The sequence below is a fragment of the Profundibacter sp. genome (genome assembly GCF_965277155.1).
In the GTDB taxonomy this organism is placed as follows: domain Bacteria; phylum Pseudomonadota; class Alphaproteobacteria; order Rhodobacterales; family Rhodobacteraceae; genus Profundibacter.
Window position 1 is genome coordinate 1,002,507 of sequence record NZ_CBDIBV010000013.1, and the last position, 18,879, is coordinate 1,021,385.

The following is an 18,879-nucleotide window of genomic DNA, read 5'->3' on the forward strand; positions in this document are numbered from 1 at the left end:
GAATAGATATGACACCGCCGGAGGCACCCGTGACAGGCAATACGCCAGAGGTCACGCGCGGGCCACCGGCGGTTTTCGCATGTCCGATGACATTAACCAAACGCGCCGATTTCCTGCGGGCCGCGCGGGCAAAACGGCAGGCGACCAAAGGGTTGATCCTGCAGGCGCGCAAACGTGCCAGTGGCGAGGCCAGCCCCGATCTGATCCGCGTTGGCTATACCTGTTCCAAAAAGGTGGGCAATGCCGTGAAACGCAACCGTGCCAAACGCCGCCTGCGCGCCATCGCCCGCGAATTGCTCTGCGCCAAGGGGCAGCCGGGCTGGGACTATGTGCTGATCGGCCGCGCTGGTGCGACGGTGGATCGACCCTATATAGATCTGGTGGGCGATCTGGCCTACGCGCTGAAAGTAATCCACGGGAAACGCAAATGACTCCGCTTGCCCATATCGTTGCCGTTCCGGTGCGCCTGTATCGGCTGCTGTTTTCGCCGTGGGTCGGCAATTCCTGCCGCTATCAACCCACATGCAGCGCCTATGCAATGGAAGCGCTGGAAAAACACGGCGCGATCAAAGGCAGCTGGATGGCCGCCAAACGCATTGGCCGCTGTAACCCGTGGGGCGGCTGTGGCTATGATCCGGTCGAGGGCTCCGATTGCGACCACGACCATTCCCATGATGAGCAGGCCTGAGCGCATGTCCGACGCCCCCCTTGATGACATCCACCCGCTATTCCACGGCGCACCTTCGACCACCGAGTTCAAGAAACTGCGCAAGCGCATCGTGCGCTATACCCGCGAGGCAATCGAGCAATACGGCATGATCGAGCGCGGCGCGCGCTGGCTAGTTTGCCTGTCCGGCGGCAAGGATAGCTATACCTTGCTGGCGGTTCTGTATGAATTGAAATGGCGCGGCTTGCTGCCTGTTGAACTGGTCGCCTGCAATCTGGATCAGGGACAGCCGAATTTTCCGGCCACCGTGATCCCCGAGTTTCTGGAACGTATGCAGGTCCCACACCGGATCGAATACGAGGACACCTATTCCATCGTCACCGACAAAATCCCCGAGGGGCGAACCTTTTGTTCCCTGTGTTCACGCCTGCGTCGTGGCAACCTCTATCGTATCGCCCGCGAGGAAGGTTGTTCCGCCATCGTGCTGGGGCATCACCGCGACGATATTCTGGAAACCTTTTTTATGAACCTGTTTCACGGCGGGCGGCTGGCCACCATGCCACCAAAACTGTTGAACGAAGAGGGCGATCTGTTCGTCTATCGCCCCCTTGCCCATGTGGCCGAGGCCGATTGCGAAAAATTCGCCAAGGCGATGAACTACCCCATTATCCCCTGCGATCTGTGTGGCTCGCAAGATGGGTTACAACGCCAACAGGTCAAAGCGATTCTGGATGGCTGGGAAAAGAATGCACCGGGTCGGCGGCAGGTGATGTTCCGCGCCCTAATGAATGCGCGGCCCAGTCATCTGCTGGACCCGAAACTATATGATTTTGCTGGATTAATGCGTGATCCAAAGGCAGATACAGACAATTCTAAGCAAATTCCCGTGCTGCGTTAATACTCCAATAGGCTTCGCGATTTAGCGTCCTGCTGAACCCTGTGTGGCCCTGGCCGCGCACAGCAAAAGGATGCCCCGCAATGCCGCCACTGGCCGGATTTTCCAACGCCCTGTCCCGCCGGACCATCCTGAATATCTTCAATGGGCCACAGGCATTGGCATTCCTGCCTGCCCTGACTTTGGCCAGCTTCTGGATTGGTGGCGAAGGGGCGTTATTGGGCCTTGCCCTGTTGTTGCCAGCCGTGGTTGCGCTGGCCGGACAAAAGGAACTTGCAAGCGGTGCGCATCCCCCGGCGGAAACCAACGGGTTGGGGCAACGGGCGCGGCTGGAAAAGACGCTGGACAACATTTTGCAGATTGCCCGTCCGAATGGGCGCACAACCGCTTGCATGGTGGTTGAGCTGGATGACTATGCCATGCTATTGGCGCGGCTGGGTCATAAGGCCGCCGATGATATCCTACGCCGCACTGTCGACAGGCTGCGCGGTGTTCTGCGGGACAATGATCTGATCGTACGTCTGGACGGAGCCGAATTTGCCATTGCCCTTGCGCCGGTGCGGCGGGCCGATCTGGAATCCCTAATCCAGATCTCGGCGCGGCTGCAATCAGCGGTTTCCGAGCCGGTCAGTCTGGACACAACCACCGTCTATGTGTCCTGTTCGATCGGGTTTTGCCTGAGCACCCGTGCGCCCGATATAACTGGCGAGGCCATGCTGGAAGCCGCCGAGCAAGCCCTGAACAACGCCAAAGAAGATGGCCCTGGCACCATTCGCGGCTATTCCCCTGAAATGCAGCACAAGGCCAAGGCGCAAAACGCCTTGATTCAGGATGTAACACAGGCGCTTGAGGACGGGCATATTATTCCGTGGTTCCAGCCGCAAATCTCGACCGACACGGGCGAGGTTTCGGGGTTCGAGGCGATGGCACGCTGGCACCACCCTGAACGCGGTATGATCTCTCCTGGCGATTTTTTACCAGCAATCGAGCAGGCGGGCATGTTCGAACGTCTGGGGGAAGTGATCCTTTACCATTCCCTTACATGCTTGAAAAAATGGGACAAAGCCGGGTTCAAAGTGCCGCAGGTCGGGGTGAATTTTTCAGAGCATGAACTGCGCAACCCTAAACTTGTTGATAAAATCCGCTGGGAACTGGACCGGTTTGACTTGGCCCCCAACCGTCTGAATGTTGAAATTCTGGATACCGTAATTGCCGAGGCAGATGATGATGTCATCACCCGCAACATTGCCGGTCTGGCCACCCTTGGCTGCGCTATTGATCTGGACGATTTCGGCACCGGACATGCTTCGATCTCGAATATCCGCCGGTTTGCCGTGGAACGGATCAAGATTGACCGCTCGTTTGTGACGAAAGTCGACACGGATCCCGAACAACAGCGCATGGTTTCAGCCATTTTGACGATGGCGGAACAGTTGAATCTGAAAACTCTTGGTGAGGGGGTGGAGACCGCAGGAGAACACGCCATGCTGGCACAATTGGGCTGCACCCATGTGCAGGGGTTTGGCCTTGGGCGGCCTATGCCCTATGCCGATACGCTGAACTGGATGCAAAAACATCGTGAAAAACTGGCTGAAACCCCGAAAATCGGCCGCGGCATAGGGTAGTTTTCACCTTGAAAAACAGGAAAACCGCTTGACCTTTGGCCCCCCGCCCTGTTGAACCACTTTGACCAATTTCAGTGACAGGGTGTGTCCCACATGGACGATCAGAACAAGAACCTCATTCTTGCAGTTTTTCTCAGCGGCATGGTAATGCTGGTCTGGAGCATATGGTTCCAGCCCCCGCCACCCCAGCCTGACCTGACCCTGCCGCCTGATGCAGTACAAACCGCCGACGGTACTGGCGTGGCCACACCTCCTGCGGCGACGACAGGTTCGGCGAGCCAGTCCGCCCCCGCTGTGCCGACCAGTTCCCACGCCGAGGCGCTGGAAAAAGCGCCGCGCGTCACAATCGATACCCCCAAGCTGAGTGGCTCGTTCTCGTTGATGGGTGGTCGTATTGATGATCTGAAACTCAAGGCCTATCGCGAAACGCTTGATCCCGATTCCCCGCTTGTCACCTTGCTGACCCCGTTTGGTGGCGAAAATCCCTATTACACCATCTATGGCTGGGGTCGCACCGGCGATATGCCCGCCGATTCTGTACCTGGCCCCGACACCATGTGGACCGTGGAAAGCGGTGATACCCTGACACCCGCCACACCTGTAACCCTGCGTTGGGACAATGGTGACGGCCTGATTTTCCGCCGCACGATCTCGGTTGATGACCACTATATGTTCTCGGTCAAGCAGTCGGTAGAAAACGCCGGCACCACCGCACGCCGCCTGTTCCCATACAGTATTGTTGCGCGTTACGGCCAACCCAAAACACGCGGGTTCTTTATTCTGCACGAAGGTATCGTGCGGATGTCGGATGGCGAATTGCAGGAAATCAAATACAAAAAGATCCCCGGTCTGGATGTTGTCGCCACCGAGGGCGCCAATGCCGAATTGATTGACGTAAAAGAGAACGGCTGGATCGGTTTTACCGACAAATACTGGATGACAAGTATCATTCCCGCCAACGGCCAGCCTTTCACTTCGGTCGCCAAGTACATTCCCGGCAGCGATATCTACACCGCCGAAACCCGGATGCCGATCCAGACGGTCGAACCCGGAGCAACAAATGATATCACAACCCGCGTTTTCGCTGGTGCCAAGGAATGGGAAACCATCCGCATGTACCAGAACGAAGAAGGCGTGGACCGTTTTGTCGATTCGATCGACTGGGGCTGGTTTTTCTTCCTGACCAAACCGATCTTCTGGTTGCTGCACACCCTGAAAGGCCTGATCGGGAACATGGGCTTTGCCATTATCGCCCTGACGGTGATCCTGAAAGCATTGCTGTTGCCACTGGCCTACAAATCCTATGTTTCCATGGCAAAAATGAAGGCGTTACAGCCAGAAATGGAAGCCCTGAAAGAACGCTGTGGTGATGACAAACAACGCCAGCAAAAGGAAATGATGGCGCTTTACAAGAAGGAAAAGGTCAATCCTGCCGCAGGGTGTTTGCCGATCCTGATGCAGATCCCGATCTTTTTCTCGCTCTATAAAGTTATCTTTGTAACGCTGGAATTGCGCCATGCGCCATGGATCGGTTGGATTCGCGATCTGTCGGCACCTGATCCGTCATCCATCCTGAATCTGTTTGGCCTACTCCCGTTTGCAGCTCCCGGTCCGGATTCATTCCTTTCCATCATTTCACTAGGCCTGTTGCCGATCCTGCTGGGCATTTCAATGTGGCTGCAGCAAAAGCTGAACCCGACCCCAACAGACCCGACCCAGAAAATGATCATGACGTGGATGCCATGGGTGTTTATGTTCATGTTGGGCCGGTTTGCCTCGGGTCTGGTGCTGTACTGGATCACCAACAACACAATTACCTTTACCCAGCAGTATATGATCATGCGCAGCCAAGGCGCCAAACCGGATGTGTTTGGTAACATCATCGCCGGTTTCAAGCGCAAGAAACCGGATGATAAATGACCAGCCACCTGACCCATATCTGGCGCCACCCGATCAAGGCGCACGGGGTCGAGGCGTTGCAAACTGTTGATCTGTGGACAGGCAAAACCCTGCCGTGGGATCGTGCCTGGGCCGTGGCGCATGAATTGTCACAGGTGGACGGGTCCGAGTGGGTGCCTTGCGGGAATTTCTCGCGCGGGGCCAAGGCACCGTCATTGATGGCGCTAAAAGCCATACTGGACGAGGCAACGGGGAAGATCACCATGACCCACCCCGACCTGCCCGACATCACCTTTAATCCCGACACGGATTCGGATGTCTTTATCGACTGGGTGCGCCCGATCATGCCGCCTGAGCGCACCCCATCGGCGCGTATCGTGCGTGCGCAGGCCCGTGGTATGACCGACACGGATTTCCCGTCGATCAGCCTGAACAATCTGGCAACCAACCGTGCGCTGGGTGAAAAGATGGGTGCGGACCTGTCGCCACTGCGCTGGCGTGGCAATCTGTGGTTTGACGGGCTAAAGCCATGGCAGGAATTCGACTGGGTCGGCAAACAGCTGCGCATTGGCGGGGCTGTTTTGGAGATTCGCGAACGCATCACCCGCTGTATGGCTACCACGGTTAACCCTGATACCGGCAAACGCGACGCCGCCACGCTGGACACGTTACAGGATAATTGGGGCCACAAACAGTTCGGGGTTTATGGTGTAGTTGTCAAAGACGGGCAAATCGCCCTTGGTGATGAAATCGAGGTGCTATGATGGAAATTCCATTTACAATTGCCGAAGATCCCGATGCGGATGCCAAAGAGCGCGGTCGCAAGCTGTTTGCAGGCAATACCGAATTTCTGAAAGGCGTGGTGGCCATGGATGGCCTGCCGCCCCCCGACCGGCTGGAAGTATGTTTCGCGGGCCGCTCGAACGTGGGGAAATCCACCCTGATCAATGCGCTGACCGGCCGCAAGGGGCTGGCGCGGGCATCCAACACGCCGGGCCGCACGCAGGAAATCAACTATTTCACCACGCTGAACGGTCCCTATCTGGTTGATCTACCCGGCTATGGCTATGCCAATGCGCCGCTGCCGGTGGTGGAAAAATGGCAGCGTCTGCTAAAGAATTACCTGTCGGGTCGCCAAACCCTGCGCCGCGCTTTTGTGCTGATTGATGCTCGTCACGGGGTGAAAGACGTGGACGAGGAAATCCTGAAACTGCTGGACCGGTCAGCGGTGACTTTTCAGGTGGTGATGACCAAGCTGGACAAGGTCAAGGACAAGGACCGCACAAAAGTGCTGGAACAGGTGCGCAAAGCCATTTCCAAACACCCTGCGGCCTATCCCGAACTGGTGCTGACGTCGTCCGAAAAGGGCGAAGGCATTCCGATCCTGCGCAGTATCATCGCCGATCTGGTTTAATTCCTAAACGTGCTGTGCGCCGTTCACTTCCAGTTCGGTGCCGGAAATATAGGACGATTCGTCCGAACACAGGAAATAGATCGCCGCAGCCACCTCTTCCGGCTGGCCCAGCCGGCGCAGCGGCAGTTGGTCGACAATTTTCTCGGTGCCGGGGCTAAGGATTGCTGTTTCCACCTCGCCCGGTGCGATCGCGTTTACCCGAACACCTAACGGTCCGAAATCATGCGCCATTTCGCGCGTCAGGGCCGCCAGCGCCGCCTTGGAGGTGGCATAGGCCGCGCCTGCGAACGGATGCACCCGCACGCCCGCAATCGACGTTACATTCACAACCGAGCCTTTGGCCGCTGCCAATTCGTCCTTTAGACCACGCGCGAGCACAACCGAGGCAAAGAAATTCACATGGAACACATGGCCCCATGTGGCCAGATCCGTATCAAGCGTGTTCAACCGCTCGCCATTCGGTCCTTTTGGGGAAATACCGGCGTTGTTCACCAGCGCATCCAGCTTGCCATCCAGTTTGGTGCGGATTTCCTCAATTGCCTCGATGGTTTTGCGCGGGTCGGCCAGATCAATCTGCACATGGTTTTCCTGACCACCACCCCAAGGGCATTTTTCCGGAAACGGATGGCGTGAACAGGTGATCACCCGCCAGCCCTTGGCGCTGAAATATTGCACGGTTGCATGGCCGATGCCACGGCTGGCACCGGTCAGCAGCATGGTTTTGCGTCTGTCATTCTTGGCCATTTTGATCCCCGATCATTGCTTGCCTTGAACCTATGCACAGCAGCCAAGAAATACAATCACTTGGCACAGCCGCGCCCAGCGATTAACACGGTATGGAACGAGGGATAAATCAGATGAAGAAACAAGACGCCATGAACCGTGACTGGATTGCCACCGCCCGCACCCTTTCCCATGCGCTGCCGTTGTTGCAACGCTATGGCGGGGCCACTGTCGTTGTGAAATTCGGCGGTCATGCGATGGGCGATGATGAGGAAATGGATAGTTTCGCCCGTGACATCGTACTGATGCAGCAGGTCGGGGTGAACCCCGTGATCGTGCATGGCGGCGGGCCGATGATCAACCAGATGCTGGAACGGCTGGGCGTCAAATCGGATTTTGTCGATGGCAAACGGGTGACCGATGCCGCCACTGTCGAAGTTGTGGAAATGGTGCTGTCGGGCCGTGTGAATAAACGTATTGTGCAGGCGATCAACGATCAGGGTGGCAAGGCCGTGGGCCTGTCGGGCAAGGATGCGGGCCTGATCACTTGCGAGCAGACCAATCCGGCGCTTGGCTTTGTCGGCACCCCGACGCAGGTCGATCCCAGCGTGCTGCATACCCTGTTTGCCGCCGATACCATTCCAGTGATTGCGCCGCTTGGGGCCGGTCGCAAGGGGGAAACCTTCAACATCAACGGCGATACAGCGGCGGGCGCGATTGCGACGGCGCTAAAGGCAGATCGTTTGTTGCTGTTGACCGATGTCGCCGGCGTCAAGGATGCAGGTGGCGAGGTGCTGACAGAGCTGACCCCTGAGCAAATCCGCAATCTGACCGATGACGGGGTGATTGCGGGCGGTATGATCCCGAAAACCGAAACCGCGCTGGCCGCGATTGATGGTGGTGTTCGCGGGGTGGTTATTCTGGACGGGCGCGCACCGAATGCCTGTTTGCTGGAACTTTATACCGACCACGGTGCAGGGTCGTTGATCCGTGCCGAACGGCCCGCCACCTGACACGATTGTGCACCCTGCGGGGTTTACAACGCGGATGCGTGTCGGTTTAGGTTTACGTCATGGAAAACGAAGCACAAATCCGACTGGGCATCTTTATCGCCCTGTTCCTGATCTTTGCGGCTATCGAGACTGTCGTCCCACGCCGCCCCCGCACTGAAACACGGCAGCGGCGCTGGTTCACAAATTGGGCGATTGTCATCATCGATTCCCTGACGCTGAAACTTATGGCAATTGCCATGCCATTACTGGCCGTCGGGGCCGCGATTGATGCAGGGCGACTTGGATGGGGATTGTTCAACCATCTGGACTGGCCATTCTGGCTGGAAACCCTGCTGACAGTTCTACTGCTGGATTTTGCCATCTGGCTGCAACATCTGATCACCCACAAAATCCCGATCCTGTGGCGCCTGCACCGCGTTCACCATGCAGACCGTGACATAGACGTGACCACCGCCATCCGGTTTCACCCCGTCGAAATCGCCCTGTCGATGCTGCTGAAAGTTGGGCTGGTTTACCTGCTTGGGCCATCCGCCTTTGCCGTGATCCTGTTTGAAATCATCCTGAACGGCACCGCGATGTTCAACCACGCCAATATCAAACTGCCGCTGAAACTGGATGCGATTGTGCGCAAGGTTCTGGTCACCCCCGACATGCACCGCGTGCATCATTCCGACATTCGCGAGGAACACGACAGCAACTATGGCTTTGCCTTGTCGATCTGGGACCGGTTGTTTGGCACTTACATTGCACAGCCGAAAAAGGGCCACGATGATATGACCATCGGATTGCAATGGCAGGATGATCGCCCGTCCAACCTTGCCTGGATACTGGCGCTTACGTTCTTTCGAAAATGAGTTACACAGAGCTGCAATCCTCGTTGCAAGAGCAGCATCTGGATATCTTCGGGGCCTTCCACCCCACGCCGCAGGATCAGGCGCCAGAGGGCTGCAAAACCCTGTTGCTGATCGGCCCGTATAAGCCGGGTTTCTGGGGCACCTTCAAAGCCTCGCCCGAATTTTCTGACGGGTTGCCCGACCCGCTAGATCGCTGGTCAAAACGTATCATCACGCCATGGGCCACAGCCCGGAATTCAACTGCATTGTTCCCCTCGAACGGGCCGCCCTATGCGCCGTTTCTGGATTGGGCCCAAAGCGGGCGGGCGTGGGTATCGCCCGTCGGGATGCTGGTACATGACCTCGCAGGCCTGTTCATATCCTATCGCGCTGCCATTGCCCTTCCCGTGAAAATCACCCTGCCCCATACCGGACCGAACACCTGTGACAGCTGTGATGCCCGCCCTTGCCTTGCGGCTTGTCCAGTCGATGCGTTGTCTGACACCTATGATGTATCCACATGCGAAGCCTATCTAAACACCCCAAACGGGCGCGATTGCATGGAAACAGGTTGTTTAGTGCGCCGCACTTGCCCAGCAGGGCACAACTATGCCAGACTGCCGGAACAATCCGCATTTCATATGGCTGCATTTAACCCGTAATGACCCTTCGTTTAATCCTTACCCGCCACGCAAAATCCAGTTGGGACAACCCGGCGCTTGATGATCACGACCGCCCGTTAAACCCGCGCGGATATGCGGCAGCCAAGGCGATTGGCGGATGGCTCAAAAAACATGACTATTGCCCTGAAAGCGTAATTTCATCGACAGCACGGCGCACCGCCCAAACATGGGCAGAAATCGCACCAGCCTGCGCTGATACCGACAAGGTGCAATTCACCTCGGCGCTTTATATGGCCTCGCCACAACGGATGATGACCATCCTGCAAGGGTGCCGCGCGCAATCAACTATGCTGCTGTCCCACAATCCCGGCACAGCCATGCTGGCTGAGGAACTGGTTAGCGTACCTCCCAAGCATCCAAAGTTTCACCAATACCCATCAGCGGCCACAACCGTAATCAGTTTTGACGCCGATAGCTGGGCGGACATCACCCCGAATTCAGGACAGGTCGAAGCCTTTGTGGTGCCAAAAGATCTGATATAGAGCGCATCCAATCTAATACTGTCGGAATTCGTAAGGGCCATCCATATCACGGACCGCCACCGCATGGGTGATCAACGTTTTTTCCGGTGTCCAGTGATGCAATAGATATCCTGGATCTGTCAGGCAAAATCGAGATGGCCGTGCCTGCGTCAGATCCAGCGTTAACTGCATCCCCATGCTGGGGGCCGTTGTGACCACAGTGCCGTTCCAGCGGGCGTGGGTCAGCAGATGAATATGGCCACACAGGATGCGCTGAATGTTGGGATAGTCAGCCACAATCGCGCCCAGCATATCCGCCCCGTCAAATCCGTCGTGATCAGTTTCCGGTACACCGCATTTAAGTGGCGGGTGGTGCATGAAAATGATGGTGGGCTGATCACCCCCCTCTGCCAGTGTGGTCCGTAGCCATGCCGCGCGAGTTTTGCAAAATGCCCCGCCGGATTGCCCTTGCGCCACCGTATCCAACGCAATGATACGCAAGTCGGGACCATCTATCACATAGTTGACAAACCCGTCCGCGCGAGCCGGAATGGCACCGCCACCAAACACATCCCACAACACATCACGGTCATCATGATTGCCTGGAACCAGATATAGCGGGCTGTGCAAACCGGTCAGAATTTCGGCTGCGCGCTGTGCCTCGTCACGGGTGAGATCATTGGTTACATCACCGGACAACAAAACCAAATCTGGACGCATTGTCAGTGCGTTAATAGCCGTCACACAACGTTCCAGATTTTCCGCCATTGGTGCGATACCGTTGGTTTTCAAACCCGGGCCCGCAATATGCGTATCGCTAATATGGGCAATAAGCATCCCCGTCCCCCTTCGCGGTCAGGGTCACCGCAACCGGTGACCCCTTAGCTTAGTTGCCTTCATCATTATCCAGATTGGTCGGGGCAAATACACCACCAAAGGCGCCACTGCCACCCGAAGGTTTTTCCGCTTCAGGCTCTTCGGTATCCGCATCATCAGACAGGTTGCCCGGAGCGAACACACCACCAAAAGCACCACTGGGTTTGCCACCGGTGTCTTCTTCAGGTGCACCAAAAATATCCGGCCCTTGGCGCGCTTCGGATTGCGACTTGATCAGGCGTTGTTCTTGCAGCTCTTTGATGCGCCGCTGGATTTCGGCCTGTTTAGCCTCGCGCACCTGGATCTTGCACTCTTCGGGGCTGTATTTCTGGGCAGTACCAATCATGACAATCGCCACAAAGGCCAGCAGAACAAATACAATTGCCGCAGGATTGCCCGTCATGAAGGACGGCAGGATGCCACCGGATTTCACCTTGGCCTTGCCCTGTTTTACCGCTTCCTGGCGTGCCTGATTGCGGCGGTAGGCCTCGAATGCCAGAGCAGCGAACACCGTCAGGGTGATGATGATAAACGCCAAAGCCGAAATTGACGGGTTGATCCCCAATCGCACTTTTTGCGCCAGAACTACCGTCAGAGTTTTATAGTCAAGAATGGTAAAGGTGGTGGTGTTATAGTTCTCGAACGAGGCCAGAAACGCCAGCACGGAAGCCGAAGCGATCGCTGGCCGCATGAACGGCAACAGGATTTTGCGGAACGCCTGTGTGTGGGTCGCCCCAAGGTCCAACGCAGCCTCGGTCAGGCCGGGATCGAACCGCTGCAGACGGGCAACGAACACCAGCATCGCATAAGATGCAATAAACGAGGACTGGCCAAGGATGGTCAGAAAAATCCCGTTGTGGAAAAGTTTACCCAGCATCGATCCATCGCCGGCCCCCAGAAATGCGCCAAACCGGTCCCAAAACACCAGTGTGGAAATTCCCAGAACAACGCCGGGCACCAGAATTGGTGCGATGATCAGCGTGTAATATGTGGATCTGAATTTCGCCCAAACCTGTGTCAGCACAATTGATGCGGCCAGGCCCATCGAAACAGACAGGGCAACCGTACCAAGGCCGATAATCACACTATAAAAGATACCTTCGCGGATGGCGCTGTCATTCCACAACACATTGAACCACTCAAAGGTAAAACAGGCCCATGGGGAAACCGACGGAAAGCCGGATGAGTTGAAGGCGGTCAGACTCATCACCACCAGCGGTCCCAGAAGGTAGCTGAAGAAGATGATCAGATAGACGCCAAAGGCGATGCGGATAAGGGATTTCGAGGTCATTTGCCGATATCCCCCATATTCACTTTGAAGATGCGCATCACCGTCAGAACGATGATAATGGTGGAAACCAGCAGAACAATCGCATAGGCCGCCCCCTGATGCCAGTTAAGCGACTGGAAGAACCACTGGTAAACCAGCTGGGTAAACCACAGGCTGCTTGGCCCGCCCAGAATTTGTGGCGCGGCCAGCGCACCGGCGGACAGCATAAACACCATTGTGGCGCCTGAAACAATGCCCGGTTTGGCGTGTGGAATTACGATCCGGCGGTGGATACGCGGCCAACTTGCCCCCATATCGCGCGCTGCCTCGATCTGGTTACGGTCCAGGCTTTCGATCACGTTATACATCGGAAACAGCATCAGCAGGATATAGGCATAGCCCAGACCGGCATAAAGCGCGATATCCTGACGGATAAAATCAATCGGTTCTCTGGTCAGATGCAGGAACATCAGGGCTTCGTTCAGCAACCCGCTGTCGCCAAAGATAATCCGCAGCGCAAAGGCGCGCAGGATTTCGTTGATCCAGTAAGGGATGATAAGCAGCACAACCAACAGCCGGACAAACCCCGAACCTTTGGATTGCCCCAGAAAGTATGCCAGCGGATAACATAGGAAGATATTGAAGATCGTTACAGCCATTGCGGCAATAATCGTGCGCACGAACACCATCAAATCAACCGTGTTATAGGTCTGATGCGTCGCATCGGATCCGTATATCAGATGCTGATAGTTGCTAAGTGTGTAGACATCCTTTGGACCGCCCACATCGGCAGGAGGAAGGTTGAATTTAAATGAATAGTCGAGCATCGAAAGCTGTGGCAGGATCACCAGAAAGATCAGCCAGAACCCGACCAGCCCCATTAATAGGCTACCCATCACAACACCGTTGTTCCTGAAGAACTCGGAAAAGATCATTTTCTTTTTCATGATGCGCCCCTATTCCGACGCCAGTTCGCCAGCAGGCATAACCACTGCGTTATTCACATCGTAATGCAGCGACAGATTTTCACCCCTGCCCGTAATATGGTCCTGCCCGACATTGGGAACCGCCATTTTGATCAGCTTGCCGCCGTCCCCTTCCAGGAACACGCTAAAGGAATTCCCCTCGAATTCTTCGTTCACCACATTGGCGGATATTGTGGTTTTGTCGTTCCCGGTCGCCACACCCAGCTCCAGCGCCTCGGGGCGGATGAACATCATCGCCTCATCGCCAACGCCCAGTTTGCCCACTTGTGTCGGGGTAACCCGCGCCAGCAAATCGCCAGAGCGGTTGGTGCTGATGATAGCTTCTTCGCCACTTATGGATTTAATCGTGCCGCGGAACACGTTGTTCTCGCCCACAAAGGAGGCAACAAACGGGGTTGACGGATTGTCGTAAACATTGTGACCCGTGTCGATCTGGTCAATCACACCGGCTTTCATCACCGCAACACTATCCGACATGGTCAAGGCCTCGCCCTGGTCATGGGTGATATAGATAAAGGTAATGCCAACCCGCTGCTGGATTTCCCGCAGCTCGGTGCGCATGTGCTGGCGCAGCTTCAGGTCAAGCGCAGACAAAGGCTCGTCCAGCAACAAAACATCGGGGTTGGCGCACAAAGCACGGGCAATCGCCACACGCTGTTTCTGACCGCCCGACAATTCGCTTGGCAGCTTGTCGCCCTGCCCGTCCAGCGCGATCATGTCCAGCAATTCGTCCGCCCGCTTGCGGCGCTCTTTGGCGCTTGCACCGGTCACTTCCATTGAAAAGGAAATGTTTTCCCAGACCTTCATCAATGGAAACAGCGCTAGGTTTTGAAAGATCAGCGCGGTTGGGCGTTTGTTCGGACCGATACCCGCCATATCATTCCCACCAATCATGACGCGACCGTCGGACGGTTCGAGAAAGCCGGAGACCGCACGCAGGATGGTGGTTTTCCCGCAGCCCGAAGGACCAAGGAACGAGAAGAATTCACCGCCGTTGATGTGAACATTTGCCTCGCGAACCGCGACAAAATCTCCGAATTTGATCCAGACATTTTCCAGATCAACAGCTACACCAGAACTCATGTGATTATCCCCGTTTTGAATTCATTAATTGGACCACTTCGGGCCCTTTATGTCAGGCGCAAGCCTGAAAATAGGTGCCCGGCCACACATAGTGCAGCCGGACAAGATTTTCATATCGCTTACGAGCTTTGGAACTTGTTCACAAACTCGGTGCGGATGTTGGCATACCAAGGGGCCTCGGCAGGCCATGCATTCAGGTTTGCCAGCGCATCGCCAGGATAGGCCTCGGAGAAGTTTTTGGCATAATTTGCAGAAGCAAACTTGTCAGCGCCCAGAATCGGAGAGTTGTAGCCATGCTTGTCGATTGCCTTACCGGCATTCTCGGGGTTGTAGGCGAACTTGATCAGTTCATAAACCTGATCAATGTTCTTGGCGCCCTTGGGCATTGCCAAGCCATCAACCCAAGCCATCGCACCTTCGGCAGGTGCCTGATAGGTTACCGGCTCGCCAGCAGTTTTCAGCGCCAGCGGCGGGCCATCCCAGGTCTGACCAACAACAACACCATCATTCAACAGGCCGTTCTTCTGGCTGTCGGCGTCGTTCCAGATCAGTTTCAGGTTGCCTTTGCGGGCGATACACCAATCGGTGATCTTGGCCCATGTCTTGCGCATGTTCTCTTCGGACTCGTATGCAGCCCAAACCGAACCAGGATCCATCTGACCGGATGCTTCCATGAACAGACCGGCACACAGCATACCCGAGTGCGCGCGAATCATGGTTTTGCCAGCATTGGCATCATCCCATATTTCGCCATAGGACGGTACACCGGATGCATCGGCGGGTGCCCATTTGTCAACACGCCACGCCATGCCTTCTGTACCCCAGATGTGCGGGATCCATGTGTTGCCTTTGCCGCCAAAGTCCCATGCGTCAGGACCGATTTTGGCCATAGCTGGGTTCGCAGCGTCAATGTTGATGCGGCTCATGTCAAAGGGCTGCACCAGATCCAGTGGACCCCACTGCAAAGACCGGTTGTTGGTTGGACCGATCAAGTCAGCGCCGGCGCCGTTCGATGCTTTCATCTTGTTGATCAGTTCTTCGTTTGAACCGATACCGATGTAGTTCACTTTAATACCGGTTTCGGATGTGAACTGGGCCAGCATTTCTTCGGGCCAGTAATCCGACCAGTCCATCAGCGTCATTTCACCTGACGAGGCAAGCGCCTTGGAAACCAAAGCAGGTGTGGCCAGTGCAGCAGCACCGACAGCCGTGCCTGATTTCAAAAATGAACGGCGATTGAAAGTTGAGTTGGTTTTCGTCATGTAGTTTCTCCCTCCCGGAGAATTACGGGCGGATCAATTCGATACACCCTCGGTTAACAGTCTAACGCGTTCTTTGCTATTTATGGACTTTACGTCTCGTTTTTGTAACAGCGCAGCGGCAAGAACGAAAAACGCCACGCAAAACAGAAATAGTTTAACAGCAATAGGACATGCGTATATGTCCAGTTTTAACGCGTCATATATCCAGTTTTGGATTTGGGCAATTTAGGCCGGAATGAATCCCGCCCAGATTGATTATTACATCATAGCACCCATCGCAAATATCGCCTAATACTCCTTAATTGCTTGGGAAATACGACGAATCCCTTCAGGAATCCGTTCGGACGAGATCGACGAATAGGCCAAACGGAAAAAATTCCGTGGCGAATCCTCACCGGCAAAAAAAGGGTTTCCGGCCTCGATCAAAACCCCGTTATCGGCCAGCCTGTGGCGTAGCACTTCGGTATCGACTCGTTTGGGTGCCTTAACCCAGAAACCCGACCCGCCAAATGATGCACGACCGGCCACTTTCATCTCGGTTTTCTCCAGCGCCTGCGCTGTTACCAACCGCCTTTTCTGGTAAACGCTGCGCATCCGTTTGATCATCGCATCATAATGCCCCAGACCCAAAAAATACGCCGTGGTACGTTGCATATACCCCGGCGGATGCCGCAAGGATGCTAACCGTAACGCCCGCGCCTGCTCGATGAACGGCTCGGACCCAACCAGATAACCCAACCGCAAACCGGGGAATAACGACTTGGAAAAACTGCCGACATAGATAACCCGCCCGTCCTCATCCAGTGATTTTAGCGCGGGCGACGGGGCCTTCAGAAAACTCATCTCGAATTCGTAGTCATCCTCGACAATCAGAAAATTGCGCTCATTCGCCAGCCGCAGCAATTCGCGCCGCCGGTCCATCGGCATGGTGGTGGTTGTCGGGCATTGGTGGCTGGGCGTGATGAACAGCGCGTTAATGTCCGGTGGCAGTATATCCGGCGGCAGCCCCTGATCGTCAATTTCCACCGGAAACTGGGTGCAACCTGTATGGCGCAAAATCTCGCGGATACCGTGATAGCCGGGGTTCTCATAGGCTGCGGCGCGTCTCTCGTTCAGCAAAATCTGCGCCGCCATCCACAGCGCATTCTGCGCCCCGACCGTCACCAGTATCTGTTCCGGCCGCGCCAGAATCCCGCGCCGTGGCAGCGTGTGTCGGGCGATGAAATTGATCAACTCGGGGTCATCCTGTTCGGCGTAATCCGAGGTCAGACTGTCGAATTCCTTTTTCACCAGTGCCTGCATCGCGCACAACCGCCAACTGGCCTGATTGAACAGGTCAGGGTCCGGCTGCCCATACATGAACGGGTAGGGATAACTTCGCCAATTGTAGTTTTTCTTGACCGTCTTGCCGCCGGTAAAATCGCGCTGCACCGCTTTGGACCAATCCACTGTGTCCTTGTGCATCTCGCCTTTGATCGCGGGCAAGGGCACCATCGGCGCAGTTTCGGATACGTAATAGCCCGACCGGTTGGCCGATTTGATGTAATCATCCGCCACCAGTTCATGATAGGCCAGCGTTACCGTGATCCGGGAAATTCCCAAATGTTCCGCCAGCTTACGCGATGATGGCAGCTTTTCCCCCGCCTGCAAACGCCCCGCCAGAATGGCCGAGGCAACAATCTGCTGGATCTGGCTTTGCAAGGTGCCCTGAAAATTCGGGTCCAGAAAAAAGGTGTCTTCAACTAACGGCATGTCGGGTTCATCTGGCCTTATATTCAGTTTTCAACTGGCCCTATGGAATTCACAGCCTGCTCCTAATGTCAAATCCGAAATTCGGCGCAAGCGCGTGCCACACCCCATTACAATTCGACGATAAGGACCCGATCATGGCTTTTGACGTGAAAACAAATTCGCTCGCGGAATACTGGATGCCGTTTACCGACAACAAGGGTTTCAAGGAAAACCCGCGCCTGATTACACAGGCCAGCGGTGTCTATATGACTGACCACAAAGGCGGCACCGTGATTGACGGCTCAAGCGGTTTGTTCTGCAGCCCCGCCGGCCATTGTCACCCGAAAATCATCGAAGCAGTGCATGATGCAATGCAGATGACAACCTATGTCTCGCCATTCGGGTCGTCTCATCCACTAAGCTTTGCACTGGCCGAAAAACTGTCGCGCCTGCTGCCCGAAGATTTCAACCACGTCTTTTCCGTCAATTCCGGCTCCGAGGCCGTGGATACCGCGTTGAAAATGGTGATGGCCTATCATTCGGCCATGGGCAATGATCGCACTCGGTTCGTATCGCGCGAACGGGCCTATCACGGGGTGAACATCGGCGGCGTGTCGCTGTCGGGGCTGGTGAACAATCGCAAGTCCTTTCCGGCTGTGATGCCCAACATTGTGATGATGCGTCATACATGGAACGCGGACGAGTTGATGGTGCGCGGCCAGCCGCAAACCGGCGTGGAACTGGCCGAGGATTTACAGCGCGCCGTGGATACATTTGGCGGGCAGACCATTGCCGCCTGTTTTGTCGAACCCGTGGCAGGGTCCACCGGCATCCTTGCCCCGCCGGTTGGTTATCTGGAACGGCTGCGACAGATTTGTGATGAAAACGGAATCCTGCTGGTGTTTGACGAGGTGATCACAGGCTTTGGCCGGATCGGTGGAAAATTTGCTGCCGATGCCTTTGGTGTGACGCCCGACATCATGACAATGGCCAAGGCGCTGACCAATGGATCCATCCCGATGGGTGCGGTTGCTACGACCGATCACATCCATGATGTGATTTCCGACAAATCCGCGCCAGGCGCGATCGAGTTTTTCCACGGCTACACCTATTCCGGCCACCCTGCCGCCTGTGCCGCCGGTCTGGCCGCGCTGTCGATTTACGAGGACGATGATCTGTATGGCCGCGCCGCCGATATGTCGCCCTATTTTCTGGACTCGGTTTACCAGCTAAAGGATCACCCGATGGTCAAAGACATCCGCGGCATCGGTATGGCTGCGGGGGTGGAATTGATTGGCAAAGGTGCGCAGGCACAGATTGATCTGTTCTGGAACGGGATGCATGTGAAATTCACCGGCGATTGCGGAATCCTGTCACCGATGTTCATTTCCGAAAAAGCCCATATCGACGAGATGATGGAGAAGCTGAAGAAAACGCTGGACGGGTTGGCATAACCCG

General features: G+C 55.7%; 19 protein-coding genes. 12 read left to right on the plus strand and 7 right to left on the minus strand.

The genetic code is table 11. From position 1 onward, the window contains the following. Positions 1–8: 8 nt before the first annotated feature. The 7 genes from rnpA (at position 9) to yihA (ending at position 6,500) form a co-directional block, all read left to right on the plus strand. Positions 9–431 (plus strand): ribonuclease P protein component, encoded by a 423-nt coding sequence (gene rnpA / locus ACQY4M_RS20280; protein WP_428547947.1) that lies wholly within the window; start codon positions 9–11, stop codon positions 429–431. After that, the gene (yidD, locus tag ACQY4M_RS20285; RefSeq protein ID WP_428547950.1) at positions 428–688 is read left to right on the plus strand and encodes a membrane protein insertion efficiency factor YidD; all 261 of its coding nucleotides are present in this window, start codon (positions 428–430) and stop codon (positions 686–688) included. Before rnpA ends, yidD begins: the two co-directional genes overlap by 4 nt. Positions 689–692: 4 nt before the next feature. Beyond that, a complete protein-coding gene (gene ttcA / locus ACQY4M_RS20290) occupies positions 693–1,565 on the plus strand; it encodes a tRNA 2-thiocytidine(32) synthetase TtcA (RefSeq protein ID WP_428547953.1) in 873 nt (290 codons plus the stop codon). 80 nt (positions 1,566–1,645) lie between these two features. After that, complete coding sequence (locus ACQY4M_RS20295) at positions 1,646–3,187, plus strand: putative bifunctional diguanylate cyclase/phosphodiesterase (RefSeq protein ID WP_428547956.1); 1,542 nt, start codon at positions 1,646–1,648, stop codon at positions 3,185–3,187. 93 nt (positions 3,188–3,280) lie between these two features. Next, the gene (yidC, locus tag ACQY4M_RS20300) at positions 3,281–5,107 is read left to right on the plus strand and encodes a membrane protein insertase YidC (protein WP_428547959.1); all 1,827 of its coding nucleotides are present in this window, start codon (positions 3,281–3,283) and stop codon (positions 5,105–5,107) included. Continuing rightward, positions 5,104–5,850 (plus strand): MOSC domain-containing protein, encoded by a 747-nt coding sequence (locus tag ACQY4M_RS20305; protein ID WP_428547962.1) that lies wholly within the window; start codon positions 5,104–5,106, stop codon positions 5,848–5,850. Before yidC ends, ACQY4M_RS20305 begins: the two co-directional genes overlap by 4 nt. Further along, complete coding sequence (gene yihA / locus ACQY4M_RS20310; RefSeq protein WP_428547965.1) at positions 5,850–6,500, plus strand: ribosome biogenesis GTP-binding protein YihA/YsxC; 651 nt, start codon at positions 5,850–5,852, stop codon at positions 6,498–6,500. Before ACQY4M_RS20305 ends, yihA begins: the two co-directional genes overlap by 1 nt. Before the next feature lie 3 nt (positions 6,501–6,503). Here the strand turns inward: yihA and ACQY4M_RS20315 are convergent, their stop codons facing one another. Next, entirely contained in the window at positions 6,504–7,244 is a 741-nt protein-coding gene (locus tag ACQY4M_RS20315) for an SDR family NAD(P)-dependent oxidoreductase (RefSeq protein ID WP_428547968.1), read from the minus strand. 113 nt (positions 7,245–7,357) lie between these two features. Here ACQY4M_RS20315 and argB point away from each other — a divergent pair, with 113 nt between their 5' ends. Genes argB through ACQY4M_RS20335 form a run of 4 tightly spaced genes read left to right on the plus strand, consistent with a single transcriptional unit; the run spans position 7,358 to position 10,234 of the window. Further along, a complete protein-coding gene (gene argB / locus ACQY4M_RS20320) occupies positions 7,358–8,236 on the plus strand; it encodes an acetylglutamate kinase (RefSeq protein WP_428547971.1) in 879 nt (292 codons plus the stop codon). Between the two features lie 59 nt (positions 8,237–8,295). Continuing rightward, positions 8,296–9,090 carry a sterol desaturase family protein gene (locus ACQY4M_RS20325; protein WP_428547974.1) on the plus strand — a complete coding sequence of 265 codons (795 nt, stop codon included), beginning with the start codon at positions 8,296–8,298 and terminating at the stop codon, positions 9,088–9,090. Beyond that, positions 9,087–9,731, plus strand: coding sequence for a ferredoxin (locus ACQY4M_RS20330; protein ID WP_428547977.1), 645 nt, complete (start codon positions 9,087–9,089; stop codon positions 9,729–9,731). The genes ACQY4M_RS20325 and ACQY4M_RS20330 overlap by 4 nt, the downstream gene beginning before the upstream one ends. Next, on the plus strand, positions 9,731–10,234 hold the full coding sequence (locus ACQY4M_RS20335; protein ID WP_428547980.1) for a SixA phosphatase family protein: 504 nt from the start codon (positions 9,731–9,733) through the stop codon (positions 10,232–10,234). Before ACQY4M_RS20330 ends, ACQY4M_RS20335 begins: the two co-directional genes overlap by 1 nt. A gap of 12 nt (positions 10,235–10,246) precedes the next feature. On the opposite strand, the gene ACQY4M_RS20340 is transcribed toward ACQY4M_RS20335, so the two are convergent. The 6 genes from ACQY4M_RS20340 to ACQY4M_RS20365 form a co-directional block, all read right to left on the minus strand. After that, a complete protein-coding gene (locus tag ACQY4M_RS20340; RefSeq protein WP_428547983.1) occupies positions 10,247–11,050 on the minus strand; it encodes a phosphodiesterase in 804 nt (267 codons plus the stop codon). A gap of 49 nt (positions 11,051–11,099) precedes the next feature. Further along, a complete protein-coding gene (locus ACQY4M_RS20345) occupies positions 11,100–12,380 on the minus strand; it encodes an ABC transporter permease (protein ID WP_428547986.1) in 1,281 nt (426 codons plus the stop codon). Beyond that, a complete protein-coding gene (locus tag ACQY4M_RS20350) occupies positions 12,377–13,255 on the minus strand; it encodes an ABC transporter permease (RefSeq protein WP_428547989.1) in 879 nt (292 codons plus the stop codon). The genes ACQY4M_RS20345 and ACQY4M_RS20350 overlap by 4 nt, the downstream gene beginning before the upstream one ends. Positions 13,256–13,315: 60 nt before the next feature. Beyond that, positions 13,316–14,428, minus strand: a complete 1,113-nt coding sequence (locus ACQY4M_RS20355; RefSeq protein WP_428547992.1) for an ABC transporter ATP-binding protein — start codon at positions 14,426–14,428, stop codon at positions 13,316–13,318. 119 nt (positions 14,429–14,547) lie between these two features. Continuing rightward, positions 14,548–15,690 (minus strand): substrate-binding domain-containing protein, encoded by a 1,143-nt coding sequence (locus ACQY4M_RS20360; protein ID WP_428547995.1) that lies wholly within the window; start codon positions 15,688–15,690, stop codon positions 14,548–14,550. A gap of 288 nt (positions 15,691–15,978) precedes the next feature. Continuing rightward, entirely contained in the window at positions 15,979–17,442 is a 1,464-nt protein-coding gene (locus tag ACQY4M_RS20365; RefSeq protein ID WP_428547998.1) for a PLP-dependent aminotransferase family protein, read from the minus strand. Between the two features lie 134 nt (positions 17,443–17,576). Here ACQY4M_RS20365 and ACQY4M_RS20370 point away from each other — a divergent pair, with 134 nt between their 5' ends. Beyond that, entirely contained in the window at positions 17,577–18,875 is a 1,299-nt protein-coding gene (locus ACQY4M_RS20370) for an aminotransferase class III-fold pyridoxal phosphate-dependent enzyme (RefSeq protein WP_428548001.1), read from the plus strand. Positions 18,876–18,879 lie beyond the last annotated feature (4 nt).

Bases quoted from the DNA above. Each gene is read 5' to 3' on its own strand.
- rnpA (WP_428547947.1), top strand. From the start codon at position 9: ATGACACCGCCGGAGGCACCCGTGACAGGCAATACGCCAGAGGTCACG.
- yidD (WP_428547950.1), top strand. From the start codon at position 428: ATGACTCCGCTTGCCCATATCGTTGCCGTTCCGGTGCGCCTGTATCGG.
- ttcA (WP_428547953.1), top strand. From the start codon at position 693: ATGTCCGACGCCCCCCTTGATGACATCCACCCGCTATTCCACGGCGCA.
- ACQY4M_RS20295 (WP_428547956.1), top strand. From the start codon at position 1,646: ATGCCGCCACTGGCCGGATTTTCCAACGCCCTGTCCCGCCGGACCATC.
- yidC (WP_428547959.1), top strand. From the start codon at position 3,281: ATGGACGATCAGAACAAGAACCTCATTCTTGCAGTTTTTCTCAGCGGC.
- ACQY4M_RS20305 (WP_428547962.1), top strand. From the start codon at position 5,104: ATGACCAGCCACCTGACCCATATCTGGCGCCACCCGATCAAGGCGCAC.
- yihA (WP_428547965.1), top strand. From the start codon at position 5,850: ATGGAAATTCCATTTACAATTGCCGAAGATCCCGATGCGGATGCCAAA.
- ACQY4M_RS20315 (WP_428547968.1), bottom strand. From the start codon at position 7,244: ATGGCCAAGAATGACAGACGCAAAACCATGCTGCTGACCGGTGCCAGC.
- argB (WP_428547971.1), top strand. From the start codon at position 7,358: ATGAAGAAACAAGACGCCATGAACCGTGACTGGATTGCCACCGCCCGC.
- ACQY4M_RS20325 (WP_428547974.1), top strand. From the start codon at position 8,296: ATGGAAAACGAAGCACAAATCCGACTGGGCATCTTTATCGCCCTGTTC.
- ACQY4M_RS20330 (WP_428547977.1), top strand. From the start codon at position 9,087: ATGAGTTACACAGAGCTGCAATCCTCGTTGCAAGAGCAGCATCTGGAT.
- ACQY4M_RS20335 (WP_428547980.1), top strand. From the start codon at position 9,731: ATGACCCTTCGTTTAATCCTTACCCGCCACGCAAAATCCAGTTGGGAC.
- ACQY4M_RS20340 (WP_428547983.1), bottom strand. From the start codon at position 11,050: ATGCTTATTGCCCATATTAGCGATACGCATATTGCGGGCCCGGGTTTG.
- ACQY4M_RS20345 (WP_428547986.1), bottom strand. From the start codon at position 12,380: ATGACCTCGAAATCCCTTATCCGCATCGCCTTTGGCGTCTATCTGATC.
- ACQY4M_RS20350 (WP_428547989.1), bottom strand. From the start codon at position 13,255: ATGGGTAGCCTATTAATGGGGCTGGTCGGGTTCTGGCTGATCTTTCTG.
- ACQY4M_RS20355 (WP_428547992.1), bottom strand. From the start codon at position 14,428: ATGAGTTCTGGTGTAGCTGTTGATCTGGAAAATGTCTGGATCAAATTC.
- ACQY4M_RS20360 (WP_428547995.1), bottom strand. From the start codon at position 15,690: ATGACGAAAACCAACTCAACTTTCAATCGCCGTTCATTTTTGAAATCA.
- ACQY4M_RS20365 (WP_428547998.1), bottom strand. From the start codon at position 17,442: ATGCCGTTAGTTGAAGACACCTTTTTTCTGGACCCGAATTTTCAGGGC.
- ACQY4M_RS20370 (WP_428548001.1), top strand. From the start codon at position 17,577: ATGGCTTTTGACGTGAAAACAAATTCGCTCGCGGAATACTGGATGCCG.